The organism is Lagierella sp. ICN-221743 (assembly GCF_037890055.1).
Lineage (GTDB): Bacteria > Bacillota > Clostridia > Tissierellales > Peptoniphilaceae > Mediannikoviicoccus.
Genome location: NZ_JBBKBD010000015.1, coordinates 30,575 through 45,019, shown reverse-complemented (window position 1 = coordinate 45,019; position 14,445 = coordinate 30,575). Strand labels below are relative to the sequence as shown.

26 protein-coding genes are annotated in these 14,445 nt (G+C 34.6%); all 26 read right to left on the bottom strand.

Going from position 1 to position 14,445, the window contains the following annotated elements:
* Window positions 1-20 precede the first annotated feature (20 nt).
* Complete coding sequence (locus WKS98_RS07500) at window positions 21-854, bottom strand: pyridoxamine kinase (protein WP_498918217.1); 834 nt, start codon at window positions 852-854, stop codon at window positions 21-23.
* Between the two features lie 91 nt (window positions 855-945).
* Window positions 946-1,113, bottom strand: a complete 168-nt coding sequence (fdxA, locus tag WKS98_RS07495) for a 4Fe-4S ferredoxin (protein ID WP_498918215.1) — start codon at window positions 1,111-1,113, stop codon at window positions 946-948.
* 56 nt (window positions 1,114-1,169) lie between these two features.
* Complete coding sequence (locus WKS98_RS07490; RefSeq protein ID WP_498918214.1) at window positions 1,170-2,015, bottom strand: PSP1 domain-containing protein; 846 nt, start codon at window positions 2,013-2,015, stop codon at window positions 1,170-1,172.
* Complete coding sequence (locus WKS98_RS07485) at window positions 2,008-2,823, bottom strand: DNA polymerase III delta subunit-related protein (protein ID WP_498918212.1); 816 nt, start codon at window positions 2,821-2,823, stop codon at window positions 2,008-2,010. Before WKS98_RS07485 ends, WKS98_RS07490 begins: the two co-directional genes overlap by 8 nt.
* A gap of 2 nt (window positions 2,824-2,825) precedes the next feature.
* On the bottom strand, window positions 2,826-3,104 hold the full coding sequence (locus WKS98_RS07480) for a cyclic-di-AMP receptor (RefSeq protein ID WP_498918210.1): 279 nt from the start codon (window positions 3,102-3,104) through the stop codon (window positions 2,826-2,828).
* An 8-nt stretch (window positions 3,105-3,112) separates the two neighbouring features.
* Window positions 3,113-3,439: a cyclic di-AMP receptor DarA gene (darA, locus tag WKS98_RS07475; protein WP_498918208.1), complete on the bottom strand. Its 327-nt coding sequence runs from the start codon at window positions 3,437-3,439 to the stop codon at window positions 3,113-3,115.
* The gene (gene tmk / locus WKS98_RS07470; RefSeq protein ID WP_498918206.1) at window positions 3,436-4,062 is read right to left on the bottom strand and encodes a dTMP kinase; all 627 of its coding nucleotides are present in this window, start codon (window positions 4,060-4,062) and stop codon (window positions 3,436-3,438) included. Before tmk ends, darA begins: the two co-directional genes overlap by 4 nt.
* A gap of 81 nt (window positions 4,063-4,143) precedes the next feature.
* Entirely contained in the window at window positions 4,144-4,851 is a 708-nt protein-coding gene (gene rplA, locus WKS98_RS07465) for a 50S ribosomal protein L1 (RefSeq protein WP_498918204.1), read from the bottom strand.
* Between the two features lie 39 nt (window positions 4,852-4,890).
* Entirely contained in the window at window positions 4,891-5,316 is a 426-nt protein-coding gene (gene rplK / locus WKS98_RS07460) for a 50S ribosomal protein L11 (protein WP_237036562.1), read from the bottom strand.
* Between the two features lie 88 nt (window positions 5,317-5,404).
* The gene (gene nusG / locus WKS98_RS07455) at window positions 5,405-5,956 is read right to left on the bottom strand and encodes a transcription termination/antitermination protein NusG (RefSeq protein WP_498918203.1); all 552 of its coding nucleotides are present in this window, start codon (window positions 5,954-5,956) and stop codon (window positions 5,405-5,407) included.
* Window positions 5,957-5,980: 24 nt separating this feature from the next.
* Entirely contained in the window at window positions 5,981-6,175 is a 195-nt protein-coding gene (gene secE / locus WKS98_RS07450; RefSeq protein WP_498918201.1) for a preprotein translocase subunit SecE, read from the bottom strand.
* Between the two features lie 20 nt (window positions 6,176-6,195).
* Window positions 6,196-6,345 carry a 50S ribosomal protein L33 gene (rpmG, locus tag WKS98_RS07445; RefSeq protein ID WP_498918200.1) on the bottom strand — a complete coding sequence of 50 codons (150 nt, stop codon included), beginning with the start codon at window positions 6,343-6,345 and terminating at the stop codon, window positions 6,196-6,198.
* Window positions 6,346-6,490: 145 nt separating this feature from the next.
* The gene (locus WKS98_RS07440; protein WP_498918198.1) at window positions 6,491-6,802 is read right to left on the bottom strand and encodes a CD1247 N-terminal domain-containing protein; all 312 of its coding nucleotides are present in this window, start codon (window positions 6,800-6,802) and stop codon (window positions 6,491-6,493) included.
* A gap of 11 nt (window positions 6,803-6,813) precedes the next feature.
* Window positions 6,814-7,371 carry an elongation factor P gene (gene efp, locus WKS98_RS07435; protein WP_498918197.1) on the bottom strand — a complete coding sequence of 186 codons (558 nt, stop codon included), beginning with the start codon at window positions 7,369-7,371 and terminating at the stop codon, window positions 6,814-6,816.
* A gap of 73 nt (window positions 7,372-7,444) precedes the next feature.
* Entirely contained in the window at window positions 7,445-7,936 is a 492-nt protein-coding gene (locus WKS98_RS07430) for a MogA/MoaB family molybdenum cofactor biosynthesis protein (protein WP_498918195.1), read from the bottom strand.
* 9 nt (window positions 7,937-7,945) lie between these two features.
* A complete protein-coding gene (locus WKS98_RS07425; protein WP_498918193.1) occupies window positions 7,946-8,293 on the bottom strand; it encodes a YraN family protein in 348 nt (115 codons plus the stop codon).
* Window positions 8,290-8,907 carry a ribonuclease HII gene (gene rnhB / locus WKS98_RS07420; RefSeq protein WP_498918191.1) on the bottom strand — a complete coding sequence of 206 codons (618 nt, stop codon included), beginning with the start codon at window positions 8,905-8,907 and terminating at the stop codon, window positions 8,290-8,292. The genes WKS98_RS07425 and rnhB overlap by 4 nt, the downstream gene beginning before the upstream one ends.
* Complete coding sequence (gene ylqF / locus WKS98_RS07415; RefSeq protein WP_498918189.1) at window positions 8,891-9,757, bottom strand: ribosome biogenesis GTPase YlqF; 867 nt, start codon at window positions 9,755-9,757, stop codon at window positions 8,891-8,893. Before ylqF ends, rnhB begins: the two co-directional genes overlap by 17 nt.
* Before the next feature lie 50 nt (window positions 9,758-9,807).
* Complete coding sequence (rplS, locus tag WKS98_RS07410) at window positions 9,808-10,152, bottom strand: 50S ribosomal protein L19 (RefSeq protein WP_498918188.1); 345 nt, start codon at window positions 10,150-10,152, stop codon at window positions 9,808-9,810.
* Between the two features lie 9 nt (window positions 10,153-10,161).
* Entirely contained in the window at window positions 10,162-10,866 is a 705-nt protein-coding gene (gene trmD / locus WKS98_RS07405; protein WP_498918187.1) for a tRNA (guanosine(37)-N1)-methyltransferase TrmD, read from the bottom strand.
* A complete protein-coding gene (gene rimM / locus WKS98_RS07400; RefSeq protein WP_498918186.1) occupies window positions 10,863-11,357 on the bottom strand; it encodes a ribosome maturation factor RimM in 495 nt (164 codons plus the stop codon). The genes trmD and rimM overlap by 4 nt, the downstream gene beginning before the upstream one ends.
* A gap of 1 nt (window position 11,358) precedes the next feature.
* Complete coding sequence (locus WKS98_RS07395) at window positions 11,359-11,589, bottom strand: KH domain-containing protein (RefSeq protein WP_237036574.1); 231 nt, start codon at window positions 11,587-11,589, stop codon at window positions 11,359-11,361.
* A gap of 16 nt (window positions 11,590-11,605) precedes the next feature.
* Window positions 11,606-11,914, bottom strand: a complete 309-nt coding sequence (gene rpsP / locus WKS98_RS07390) for a 30S ribosomal protein S16 (RefSeq protein WP_498918184.1) — start codon at window positions 11,912-11,914, stop codon at window positions 11,606-11,608.
* Between the two features lie 16 nt (window positions 11,915-11,930).
* Window positions 11,931-13,274, bottom strand: coding sequence for a signal recognition particle protein (ffh, locus tag WKS98_RS07385; RefSeq protein WP_498918183.1), 1,344 nt, complete (start codon window positions 13,272-13,274; stop codon window positions 11,931-11,933).
* On the bottom strand, window positions 13,271-13,624 hold the full coding sequence (gene ylxM, locus WKS98_RS07380; protein WP_498918182.1) for a YlxM family DNA-binding protein: 354 nt from the start codon (window positions 13,622-13,624) through the stop codon (window positions 13,271-13,273). Before ylxM ends, ffh begins: the two co-directional genes overlap by 4 nt.
* 155 nt (window positions 13,625-13,779) lie before the next feature.
* Window positions 13,780-14,442, bottom strand: a complete 663-nt coding sequence (locus WKS98_RS07375) for a 5-methylcytosine restriction system specificity protein McrC (RefSeq protein WP_498918181.1) — start codon at window positions 14,440-14,442, stop codon at window positions 13,780-13,782.
* Between the last annotated feature and the right edge of the window lie 3 nt (window positions 14,443-14,445).

Here is a 14,445-nt window from a genome sequence, read left to right as displayed (position 1 = left end):
AAAAGAAAGCGAAAGCTTTCTTAATCATTCTTTAACATATGCAAATATTTTTCAATACTTATTCCTTCGGTTCTGTCGATATGCTCTCTCTTTTCAGATTCAACGATGGCGTGATAAATAAAGTCCCTTGCAATTATGGAAGAGTCCTTCAAAGAGTAGCCTTTTAATGTGTATGACAAGATAATCGCCGAAAAAATATCCCCTGTTCCAGGATAGTTTACATCGATTTTTTTATATGGAACCTTAAAGTACTCGTTATTTTTTTCGTCATAGCCTGCGATAAAATAATTTTTGTCGTTGTCACAAACGGAAGTTATAATAACAGACTTTGAACCTATGTTTCTAATTCCATTTATTAAATCCCTAAGCTCTTCGTCGCTATCTACATCAACACGGTTAAACTTTTCATCAAGAAGTAAATAGCTTTCAGTAATATTCGGTATTGAAAGGTCTGCAAGGGAAATTAACTCCCTCATTATCTCTATTCTATCTTTTTCAATTCCATTATACAAAGAGCCATTATCTCCCATAATAGGATCCACCATTACATATGGATTGTTTTGCTTTTTTATAACTTCTTCACAGATTTCAATCTGTTTATAATTTGTAGTGTAGCCTATGCCCATGGCAGATATATTAAATCCAAGTTCTTCCCAAACCTTTAAGGCATTTTCCATGTATTTCGTAGTATCAAGTATAGAAAACTTTCCATAGTCCAAAGTGTTTGATATAACCATTGTTGGTAAACTTAAAACAGAATAACCCATGTAATACATAATTGGATTCATGGATGAAAGGGCAACTCTGCTATATCCTGGCCAGTCATTAACTAATAACACATTATCTTTTCCCATATTTCCCCCAAAATCATAAAGATTTTCTTTAAATTATTTTTAATATCAAAAAGGAGCCCATAGGCTCCTCTTTAGTTCACTTATGTACCCCTTATTTTGCTTCAATAGCGCTAGTTGGACAAACGTCAGCGCAAGCTCCACAATCAGTACATGCATCAGCGTCAATTACGTAAATGTCTCCTTCAGAAATACAATCTACTGGACATTCTGGTTGACATGAACCGCATGCGATACAAGCGTCAGTTATAAAATGTGCCATTTTGTTACCCCCTTTAAATATCTTCACCATTATTATTACATATATCTATAATAAAATCAAGAAATTTCATCTTCATTCTTTTGTGATTTAAATTTCTTAAATTCTATTTCATCAACGTGAAATGGAAGTATCTCTTCAGTTTCTTCATCTATTTTTATCTTGACCTTAACAAACTCCGTAAGTGTATTTGTATCAACAACTTCTCCAGGTCCTAGGCTTGTCTTTACATGGTAACCAATTTTTGGCATCCTCTTTAAATTATCTTCGTAGCCCTCTTGTTCATATCTCAAGCAGCACATAAGTCTACCACACATTCCTGATATCTTTGTGGGATTAAGTGAAATGTTTTGATCCTTTGCCATCTTTATGGACACTGGAGCAAACTCAGATAAAAATCTTGCACAACAGCATTCTTGGCCACAAGTTGCAAGACCAGATACAATTTTCGCATGATCTCTGACACCAATCTGTCTTAGCTCAATTCTCATCCTAAATATTGCTGCTAAATCTCTAACAAGTTCTCTAAAGTCAACCCTGTCATCGGATGTAAAATAAAAAATAACTTTGTTATTGTCAAAAGTGTATTCACAATCCACAAGCTTCATATCTAGATTATGCTCTTTAATCTTCTCTTTACAAAGCTCCATAGCTTCTTTAGATTTTTTTAAATTTTCTCTATTTATATATTTATCCGTCTCGTCTGCTATTCTCAAAACAGGTTTTAAATCAGAAATTATTTCATCTCCAGAAACTTCCTTTGTTTCAATTACGCAATGACCATATTCGATTCCCCTTGCTGTTTCAACAATAACAGGATCATTCAGTTTTATTTCATAACCGTTAGGGTCGAAATAATAAACTTTACCGGCTTTTTTAAATCGTATGCCAACGACCTTAACCATTTTGTTCCTCCATTATATATAGTAAAAGCTTCTCATATGAAAGCTGAAAATTAACATTAGTTTTAAAATTATCCCAAATCTCCACTATTTTATCGAGAATTAAATATATATTTTCACGATTGAAGTTCGAAACATTTTTGTATATGGAAATGTTATTTGGAATTATTAGGTCTAAGTTCTTTTTATTTTCTGTTTTATACAGGTATAAGTCATAAAAAAAACTGTAAACATAGTTGTATAGTTTATCTTGCTCAAGTTTTAAGCTATTTAAATACTCCTTTTCGTCAAACATTACTAAGATGTCCCTTTTAAAACACCTAATCAGTATATCGTTTATTTCTTTCCATGAAGCAAGTTTTTCAGTTTCACTAAAAAAGAAATTTATAATTTGACATCTTGAATAAAGGGTTTCAATAATTGCCATCTCATTATTTGTCTGAAGAATAAATAGAGCGTAGCTTGGTGGCTCCTCCAGCACTTTTAGTAGTGCATTGGCAGACTCCTTATTAAATTTGTGAGCTTCTTCTATTAATATAATTTTTCGCTCTTTTACCGTGGGAGCTGTGTTTAAGAATTTAATAGCATCTCTAATTGATGCAATCCTAATCACATTCCCATCTGGCTTCACTCTCAATAAGTCTGGACTATAGTAATCACTTAAGTTTTTATTGTTGGATTCTTCTTTAAAGACTTCTTTAATAAACTTTATCGTATTTTTTTCTAATAGCCCTTCATCATAAGATTGAAAAATATAAGCGTGACTCAAATTATTGTTTTTTATTTGTGCATCCAGTACTCTATTTAACACGATTAAACTCTTTTCATACTTTCCAAGTCTAGCACAAATATATTTATATTGTAAGAAGTATCATCATCTGGATCCCTAAGTCTGTTTTTACTCATATCATCCATAAGATCTAAAATTTCATCTTCCATATCCTCTTCATAACCTATCATCAAGGTTGTGTTACCCTTTCGAAGAGCTCCTCCTGTAGATGAAAGTTTTGTACATCTCACTTTGCCAATTGCTAGCATCTTTATAATATCATGAGCAATGTCGTCTTCGACAATTGCAATCATCAGTTTCATTAAATCACCTAAAATCTAAAATATTTATCAACATCGATTACAAATACCGTTGCCCCACCTATAGTTACTTCTACAGGATATGGAATAAATGAATCAACTGGAGCAGAAATGTTTAAAAGTGATGAGTCTGCTTGTCTTGATTTGCAATCTTCCTCTATTATTTGTAAACACTCATCAAGCCTTTCATCTTCCACACCAATTAAAAGAGTTGAGTTCCCTATCTTTAAAAAACCACCTGATGAAGACAGTTTTGTCATTCTGAAATCTTTTTTAGCCAAGTCCTCTCTAAGTAAATAAAGGTCTTGATCTTGTACAATTGCTACTATAAGTTTCATTTTTTCCTCCTATAATTATCTAAAATAACAGAAATACAATATGATGTAATTTCTGAAATGTCTTTATTTGCATCAACTACATAAAAATTTTCATCATCTTGAAATTTCTCCTTAATATAATTATACCCTTTATAGACCTTTTTGTGAAAGTTAAGTTCTTCTTTTTCTAATCTATCAGATGTGTTTCTCTTTTTTCTTCGACTTAAAAGATTTTCTTCAGTAACATCAAAAAATAAAATCATGTCAGGTTTAGTGCCCAGTGTTGCAAACTCATTGAGTTTAAGAATTTTATCTATTCCTAAGTCTCTAGCATAACCTTGATACACAAGACTTGATATTACAAATCTGTCACATAAAACTATCTTGTTTTCATTTATGGCAGGTATAATAAGTTCCTCCACATGTTGGCTTCTTGAAGCTGCCATAAGCAAACTTTCTGTCACAGCCGTAAGCTCTCTGTTGTTCTCATCTAAAATAATATTTCGAAGTTCTTCAGAAATTCTAGTGCCACCAGGCTCCCTGGTTTTAATTACGGGAATATCTAGGTCAATTAACTTTTCATAAACTTCTTTTAATATAGTTGACTTGCCACATCCGTCAGGACCTTCAAATGTAATAAACATATAGCCCTCCATTTATTTAATACTAAAAAACCCTCAATATTCGATATGGTTATAATAATCAAATATTAAGGGTTATGTTATCTATTTGCTTCTATTAACAAAGTCAGCTGGATTTAATGAAATTCCAGGTCCCATTGTAGATGAAATGGAAATTGATCTTAGGTATTTACCTTTTGATGAAGCTGGTTTTGCCTTTATAATAGCGTCCATTAAAGCGTCTAAGTTGTCTTCTATCTTTTCTTTACCGAAAGATACTTTTCCGATTGGTGTATGAACTATGTTAGCTTTTTCAGTTCTATACTCAACCTTACCTGCTTTAATGTCTTTAATAGCAGCTTCTACATCAAATGTAACTGTTCCTGATTTAGGGTTTGGCATAAGTCCCTTAGGTCCAAGGATTCTACCAATCTTACCTACAACACCCATCATGTCAGGTGTTGCAACAGCAACGTCAAAGTCAAACCAGTTTTCGTTTTTAATCTTGTCAGCTAGTTCGTCTCCACCAACATAGTCTGCTCCAGCAGCTTCAGCTTCTTCAGCCTTTGCTCCCTTAGCGAAAACCAAAACCTTAACTTCTTTACCTGTACCATGAGGAAGAACTATTGCTCCTCTAACTTGTTGGTCTGCATGTCTTGAGTCAACTCCAAGCTTAACGTGAAGCTCAACAGTTTCATCAAATTTTGCCTTTGCAGTATTTAATAATAATTCTATTCCTTCTGAAGTATCATATAATTTAGTTCTATCTACTAATTTTGATACCTCTTGATATCTTTTACCTCTTTTTGCCATATTAAACCTCCTTGTGGTATTAACGAATTTTTTCTCCCACTAATCTTCTACGGTGATACCCATACTTCTTGCTGTACCTGCAACCATGCTCATTGCAGCTTCTAGTGAACCAGCATTGATATCAGGTCTCTTTATTTCAGCTATCTTTTCAACTTGTGCTTTTGTCAAAGTTCCTACCTTGTCCTTGTTAGGCACACCTGATGCCTTGTTTAATCCTAATTCCTTTTTGATTAAAACTGGAACTGGTGGAGTCTTTGTTATAAAAGTGAATGATCTGTCTTGGTATACAGTCAAAACAACCGGGATAATCATTCCCATTTGATCTTGAGTTTTTGCATTAAACTCTTTTGTGAACTGCATTATATTAACACCGTGAGGTCCTAGTGCAGTACCTACTGGTGGTGCCGGAGTTGCTTTACCGGCTGGAATTTGTAATTTAACAATTGCTTGTACTTTTTTTGCCATTTTAGTCCTCCTAAATTAACTAATGTGGTTTTAGCGGTTTTTCCCTCCCACTGGAATATATAAAAACGATTAAATCATAATATTCAAATTAAATTTTTTCAATATCAGAAAAGTTTACTTCAACTGAAGTGTCTCTACCAAATATAGAAACTAGTGCTTTTACTTTTTTCTTTTCTTTATTTACTTCTTCAACAGTACCTATAACACCTTCAAAAGCATCTGAGATAATTCTAATACTATCTCCTACTTCTACGTCAATATCTACTACTGGAGCAGAACCAACTCCGAAGGATTTCATTTCTCTTGCTGTCAATGGTACTGGCTTTGAACCTGGGCCTACAAATCCCGTAACACCTCTGGTATTTCTAACTAGATACCAAGAAACATCATTGATTATCATCTTAACGAAAACATATCCTGGGAAGAGTTTTCTCTCTTTTGTCTTTGAAACGCCGCCAACCTTGGACACATATTCTTCTGTGGGTACCATTACCTCGAAGATATCGTCTATATGTCCTCTGTTTTCAACCATCTTTTCAATATTTACTTTTACCTTATTTTCATGTCCTGAATAAGTGTGTACAACATACCATTTAGCGTCTTTTTCTCTTTCGCTAAAGGTTTTGTTTTCATCGGTCATTTCATTTCCCCCTTTATAGTCCTACTACTTAATAATTAAACTAAATAGAAAATGGAAAAGTGAGTCTAGACCGAAAACTATAAGCGCTACTGCCAGTGATATAAGAACCACTACAATTGCATAGTTTAAAACTTCCTTTGGTGTTGGCCATATAATCTTTTTCCATTCAGCGGCTACACCTTTGGTAAATGTCTTTTTACCCATATTTTTTTGAGCCATTTAAACCCTCCAATACTGACTTATCTCGTTTCCTTATGCGGAGTATGTTTCTTACAGAATTTGCAATACTTTTTAAGTTCAACTCTATCAGTAGTATTTTTCTTATTCTTTGAACTTGTATAGTTTCTGTTCTTACATTCAGTACATTCTAAAGTTATAGAATCTCTCATTAGCACACCTCCATGTTAGATTTATGGAATATCCATACCCAAATACTTTACCATAATTTACATGTCATGTCAATTAAAACTGCTATTTTTAGCGTTGTTTGATTAAATTTAAAATCTCCCACCAACGCAGGAGATTTTAATAATCTTATTCTTCATCTTCGTCTTCTAGATCTTCATCTTCTAGAAATTCTTCATAGTCAAAGTCGTCATCAAAATCGAAATAATCTTCATCGAAATCAAAAACAACTTCTTCAACGTCAGTTAAATCATCATCCAGGAAGGTTAAATACTCTTCCACATCATCAAAGTCATAGCATAAGTCTTCAACTTCAGCAGTTAAATCTTCTAAAACATCGATGATACCAACTAATAGTTTCCCTTCTTTAGATTCCTCTTCTACTGAAATTCCTTCAGCTAGTCCTCTTAAGTAAGCAATATTTTCATATAGATCTCTCATATTCTACCTCCCTATACTCTTGATAAGTACTCGTTGCTTCTTGTATCTATCTTTATAACATCACCTTCGTTGATGAATAAAGGCACTTGAACAGTTGCGCCTGTTTCAACAGTTGCAGGTTTGTTTGCTCCTGTTGCGGTATCTCCTCTAACTCCTGGTTCAGTTTCTGTTACAACTAACTCTACAAAGTTAGGTGGTGCAACGTTAAAAGGTTTCCCTTGATAGAACTTAATGGTTGCATTGTCATTTTCTTTTATATATTGCATTGCATCTTCCACTGCGTCCCTTTCAATTGGAATTTGTTCATATGTTTGTGAATCCATAAAGTAGTATAGGTTGCCATCATTGTAAAGATATTGCATCTCTTTAGTTTCAATTCTGGCTTCCTGGAATTTTTCTGACGGGTTAAAAGTTGTATCCTTGTTAGCGCCGGTCATGACGGATCTAATCTTTGTTCTAACAAATGCTGCCCCTTTACCCGGTTTTACGTGTTGAAAGTCAACTATTTGCCAAACGTCACCGTCCATTTCAAAAGTTGTTCCCTTTCTAAAATCTCCAGCTGAAATCATAAATATTCCTCCCGTTTTTAAATTCTATTCTTATTATAACACCTTAATAGAATAGGTACAATTAATATAGGTATTATTTTCCCCCACATTCAGAATCCACGCCCTTAAGAATTTTAAGGCCATGATCCAAATCCTTAATTATATATTCCAATGACTCTTTGACTGCCTTTGGACTGCCAGGTAGGTTTACAATTAGTGTTTCGTTTCTAATTACAGAAACCGCCCTAGACAGCATAGCCCTTTTAGTTATGGTCATGGAGTAGGCTCTTATGGCTTCGCTTATTCCAAAAGCGTTTCTAGTCATAACTTCAAGGGTCGCTTCCGGTGTTACATCTCTTTTTGAAAATCCCGTACCTCCCGTAGTTAAAACCAAATCACATTTTAATTGGTCACAACATTTTATTAGTTCTGACTTTATGTCCTTTGTTTCATCGGGAATGATGTTGTAGTAGTTCACTTCATAACCAAAGTTTTCTACAATATTTTCTATTACCTTGCCGCTCTCATCTACTCTTTCATTTCTAGATGCCTTATCTGAAATCGTTAAAACTCCAACTTTAAACATAGATCCTCCTTATGGAAATGCATTTTCAATATGTTCAATATAATTATCTTCTGTCAAAATTTCAACCACATCAAACCTTGGTTGATAATTATATAGTTCATTAATTGCAATATAATTTTGTGCAGTTTTTATTATCCTGTCTTGCTTTAATGGAGTTACAAAGTCCCTTGGCCTTCCAAAGTCATCATTTTTTCTAAGCTTAACTTCTACAAAAACTAGCGTTTCTTCATGATGCATGATTAAATCGATCTCTCCAAGGCCCCAGGAATAGTTTCTCTCCACAAAATTATACCCCTTTTTCTCCAGGTATTCCTTTGCTAGGGTTTCACCTCTACTACCAATGTCTTTAGTTGTCATTTTTTTGCTCCAAGTATCTTCTTTAAAAAGGTCTTTCTGTGAATAGGAGTTGGACCAAGTTCTAATAGCGCCTCCCTGTGTTTCTTTGTTCCATATCCCTTGTTGTTTAAAAAATCATATCCAGGATATTTTTCGTCAAGCTCTATAAAGTATGAGTCCCTTAATACCTTTGCCACAATTGATGCACATGATATTTCATATACTAGCTCGTCACCTTTAATAAGCGAAACCTGTTCAATGTCTATATCAATATGTTCCGCATCAATCATAACAACATCTGGACGAACTACTCTCCCCTGCTTGTCCTTTAAGTCTTCCACAGCTATTTTCATTGCAAGCCTTGTGGCCTGTTTAATATTTATTTCATCAATAACCTTTTCGTCGATTACTCCAATGCCAATGGCCTTTGCCTTTTCAATTATCTCTTTATTTAAAATTTCTCTTTTCTTTGCGGAAAGTTTTTTTGAGTCCTTAACTCCCTCTATGTGTTCACCTTCCATAATAACGGCGCAGGCTACTACGGGACCTGCAAGTGGCCCTCTTCCCACTTCGTCAACACCACAGATTAACTTCCCTGAATATTCTTTTAAAATATCATTATCCATTGTAATCATCTGGCCCTTCAAGGGTTATCCTACCTAAGACTCCCTTTCTAAACTCATCAAGAACTATATTTGAAATTTTTTCATAGTCAAAGTCTCCACCTCTAATTAAGCAGCCCCTCTTTTGTCCTATGGCTTCCATAATTTCTAATGTGCTTAGCCCTTCTGTTTCAATTTTGTATCTTGTTTCAATAATACCTTTATCTATGTGGTTTAGTTTTTCAATAAGTTTAAATGCAAGGGTCTCTGTGTCCATAATCTCATCTTTTATGGCGCCAGTGAAAGCAAGGTCTAATCCAATCTCTTCACTTTCAAACTTTGGCCACAAAACTCCCGGCGTATCTAATAGTTCAAAGTCCTTCCCAGTTTTTATCCACTGGTTTTGTCTTGTAACTCCAGGCCTGTTTCCAACCTTTGCAGATCTTCTATTGGCAATTCTATTTATCAGTGTGGACTTACCTACATTTGGAATACCAACTATCATAGCCCTAACTCTTTTTAAATTTAAGTTTTTTTCTTCAAGCTTTTTGAATTTTTCTGTTAGAAGAGCCCTGGAAGTGCTTTCAATTTTATTTAAGTTAGTGCCTTTAACAGAGTCGATTAAAATCGCTTCATATCCCTTTGCTTTAAAATATTCCAGCCATTTCTTATTCATGGCTTCATTCGCCAAATCCATTTTATTTAAAAGCACAACCCTTGGCTTATCTCCTAACACTTCATCAAGAAGTGGATTTCTTGACGCTATTGGTATTCTTGCGTCAACTATCTCTAAAACCACATCCACAAGTTTTAAGGAAGATTTTATATTGTCCATGGTCTTTTTCATATGGCCAGGGTACCAGTTAATATTTAGATTTGTCATTTTTTCCTCCTTAACCAAATCAAGCACTCAAAAAATGAGTGCTTGTAAAACTAGTTTTTCTTTTCTTTTACCTTAGCAGCCTTACCTACCCTGTCTCTTAAGTAGTAAAGTCTTGCTCTTCTTGCTCTACCTCTTCTTGTTACCTTTAGAGCTTCAATTCTTGGAGAATGAACAAAGAAAGTTCTTTCAATGCCTGTTCCATAAGCAACTCTTCTTACAGTAAATGTTTGTCTAAGTCCGCTTCCTTGAATCTTAATAACTGTTCCTTCAAACTTTTGAAGTCTTTCTTTTCCACCTTCTCTGATTCTGTAGTCAAGAACTACTGTGTCTCCAACACGAAAATCATAATTTTCTTTTCTTAATTGTTCATCTTCAATTTGTTTAATTATATCCATTCTATCCTCCTAAAATCCTTTATTAGGACCATGTTCTTCTAAATATTTTTTGTATAAATCAGGTCTTTTCTTCTTAGTGTTTTCTAAGGCCGACTCTTCTTTCCACTGTTCAATGAGTTTGTGATTTCCACTAAAGAGAACTTCCGGCACCTTGTGTCCCATAAAGTCCCTTGGTCTTGTGTAAATATTATGTTGTAATAAAAAGTTGTAGTGGGAATCCGTAAGAGGACTCTCTTCGTTTCCAAGCACTCCCTTTACAAGTCTTGAAACAGAATCGATAAGTACAAGCGCTCCTATCTCTCCACCTGACAGACAATAATCTCCAATGGAGATTTCCATGTCGACAAATTCATCGGTTATACGAGAGTCGATTCCCTCGTAATGGCCACATAATAATGTCATTTCATCAAGCTTGGACAATTCGTTACAAAGTGTCTGATTAAGCACACGCCCCTGTGGAGAAAGATATATTACAGGAACCCCTTCCCTTTTAACAGAATTTATACTGTCATAAAGAGGTTGAGGTGTCATCAGCATACCTGCACCACCGCCATATAGCTCATCATCTACTCTCTTGTGTTTGTCCATAGAGAAGTCTCTAATGTTTATCTTGTTAATTTCAATAACTTTTTTTTCGATTGCCCTTCCAATAACTCCATAATCATCTAACAAGTTGAAAAACTCCGGGAACAGTGTGAGTATATTAAATTTCATTCCAACATTCCTTCAATCAATTCAACATAGAGTTTTTTATTTTCAACATCCACATCTTTAACAAAAGCTTTTACAGCAGGAATCATAAATTCCTTTCCGTCCTTTGAAACACATCTGTAAATATCGTTAGTTTGATTAAACAAAACTTCCTTAACCACTCCAACACACTTACCACTATCAATAACATCCATCCCTTCAAGGTCATGAATGAAATATGTGTCCTCTGGCAACTCAACCAAGTCATCCTTATTAACATAGATGTACTTGCCCTTGAATTTTAAAACTTCGTTTATGTTGTCGTAATTTTTAAGACTTACATATACCAATCCTCTGTAATATCTTACCTTGGTAATATTTACCTTTATCTTTTCATCGATATAAAAGTCTATATCCTCTTTAAATCTCTCAGGAAAATCCGTTAGCGGATAGATTTTTATATCTCCCTTGATACCATGAGTATTAGTTATATATCCTACTTTAATAAACTCCATATTATTGAAGAATGTCAACTGCTACCTTTGTACCATCCTTGATAGCAGAAGCCTTTACAACTGTTCTTATAGCCTTAGCTATACGTCCTTCTTTTCCTATAATTCTTCCAAGATCATCCTTGTCAGCTCTTATCTCAATTACAAAGGTGTTTCCTTCTTGCCTACTGGTAACAACAACCTCTTCAGGCTTTGTAACCAATTCCTTAGCAATTAGTTCAACTAATTCTAACATAATACCCCCTAAAGGATTACTCAGCTACCTCTTGTGAAGATTCTTCTGTTACTACTTCCTTCTTAGCTTCTTGTGCTTTTTCTTCATAAACGCCATTTTCTTTGAATAATCTGTGAACTGTGTCAGTTGGTTTTGCACCATTCTTAATCCACTTGTTAACTTTTTCTGCATCTACCTTAACAACCTTTGGCTCAGTTAGAGGATTGTAATATCCAATCTCTTCAATGAACTTACCATCTCTAGGTGCTCTGATATCTGCAACTACAATTCTGTAAAAAGGATTCTTCTTTGAACCCATTCTCTTTAATCTTATTTTTACTGCCATTTAAATACCTCCAATTTTATCTAAAGAAAGGCATTTGGAATTTACCTCTCTTTTTCATACCTTTACTCATGTTTCCAAATTGTTTCATCATTTTTCTGGTTTCCTTAAACTGCTTTAATAACTTATTCAGTTCAGCAACCGTAACACCAGATCCCTTTGCTATTCTCTTCCTTCTGGAAGAATCAATAATTTCGGGATTCTCTCTTTCCTCCAAGGTCATAGACTTAATCATCGCTTCAACCTTTCCTATCTCCTTACCATCAAGGGATAGCCCTTTTAAAGCCTTGGAATTGACACCTGGAATCATCCCTAAAAGTTCTTCCAAAGGTCCCATGCTCCTAATCTGTTCCAGTTGATCTAAGAAGTCATTGAAAGAGTACTTTGAAGAACGAATCTTTTGTTCAAGTTCCCTTGCCTTCTTTTCATCAATAGCAGCTTCCGCCTTTTCAATAAGAGATAATACATCTCCCATACCAAGAATTCTTGAAGCCATTCTGGAAGGATAAAAAGGTTCCAGTTGATCAAGCTTTTCACCTACACCTATAAACTTTATAGGCTTTTCAGCAACTCTTCTAATCGATAGAGCAGCTCCGCCCCTTGCATCACCGTCAAGCTTTGTAAGTATAATGCCAGTGATATCAAGTCTGTCATTAAATGTCTTTGCAACATTGACCGCGTCTTGTCCCGTCATAGAGTCAACAACAAGTAAAATCTCATCAGGGCTAACTTCAGTTTTAATATCTTGAAGTTCCTGCATAAGTTCGTTGTCAATATGAAGACGCCCCGCAGTATCTATAATAACAAAGTCATTGCCCTTTGCCTTAGCTTCCTCAATACCTTTTTTTGCAATTTCCACAGGACTTATCTTGTCCCCCATGGAAAACACCGGAACCTCCACAGAGTTTCCAACTACTTGAAGTTGCTTTATAGCTGCAGGTCTGTAAACATCACATGCAACAAGAAGAGGCTTCTTTCCTTTTTTCTTAAAATGTAATGCAAGCTTTCCTCCATGAGTAGTCTTACCAGCTCCTTGAAGTCCACATAACATAACAACAGTAGGTGGTTTAGAAGAGAAATTTATCTTAGCTTCTTCTTCACCCATAAGCGCTGTAAGCTCTTCGTTAACTATCTTAATAACCTGTTGCCCCGGAGTTAAAGATTCCATAACCTCCGCTCCAAGAGCTCTTTCCTTTACAGTCTTTGTAAAGTCCTTTACAACCTTGAAGTTAACATCGGCTTCCAGTAGGGCAAGCTTAACCTCTCTCAAAGCTAAGTCTAAGTCTTTTTCAGAAATCTTTCCCTTACCAGTAAGTGTGGACAGGGCGTTTTGTAACTTGTCAGATAAATTTTCAAATATCATAGCTCTCCCATATCCTCCTTTATGAAATCATCTATCTTCTTTAATAGAACTTCCCTTTCACTTGTTTCAAAAGAAATAGAATTATTTAACTCTTCCTTTATAAACTTAAGAAACTCAGTAGTCCTTTCAGACCTCTTCTTAAGATGAAGTTTATTTTCAAAAGAGTAAAGTCTTCTCTCGGCCCTCTTTATATTTTCAGAAACGGCCTGCTTCGAAACATCATACAAGTCTCCAATTTCATTTAAAGATAGATCTTCGTTATAGTACTTGTCCACCATGGACCTCTGCCTTTCAGAAAGAAGACTGCCATAGTAGTCAAATAATATTCCTACTTCAACTAATTTTTTCATTTATAACCTCTTGTCTGTCAACCTATTACGTTGACCTTTAATATTATAAGGCACCATCAGGCATAAGTCAACACTTTTGTTGCATTTTTTTCATGTTTTTTAAACTGTTCTAGCAAATATTTACAAATGATTTATTTTTCATTACTATAGAGAAATTAATTTCTTGTTACTCCATCAAAATGTTCGTTAACTATGTTATCCATTTGACTTGCAATATGTTCAAAAGTAAGATTCAAATCTAAAGTTCTAACGCTTATTTTATTTCCATGCATCTGATACACATTGTTAGGTTGAATTGCTTCATCGGTCTTTGCATATAAGAGCATTCCTGAAACGGTGTTATCCATATCGCCAAATTGATATTCACGATTTTTTACATAAGTAAATATCTGATATAAGTTACTAGAGTGTATTGTGTGCTTATTAAACTGTGACTGTGTTGTACTTGCATAGTATTTAGCATCAATAATTAATACTGTATTTTCTCGTTGTAGATGTATATCACTTTGCATCACTGGGAGCATATCTCCAACTCCATCATCCAATGACCATGGTATCTGTGATGAACTAACGGAAAGTTTTGGATAGTGCTTTTTATAATATTCTAAAATAAACTTTTCATATAGACGGCTCATTCTCTGCTCATCAAGAAAGTCCAGTAACTTTGTTTTGCCATGGGTATTGGTCTGTAACAGTCCCTTTACCACTAAGTAACAAATAGAAATCAACATTTGATAGGTCTGATTATTTCGATTATATTGTTGATTCCAATTTACTCTAGTTAAATCAATGGTTTTTACATTTGTAAAGTACATCATCAA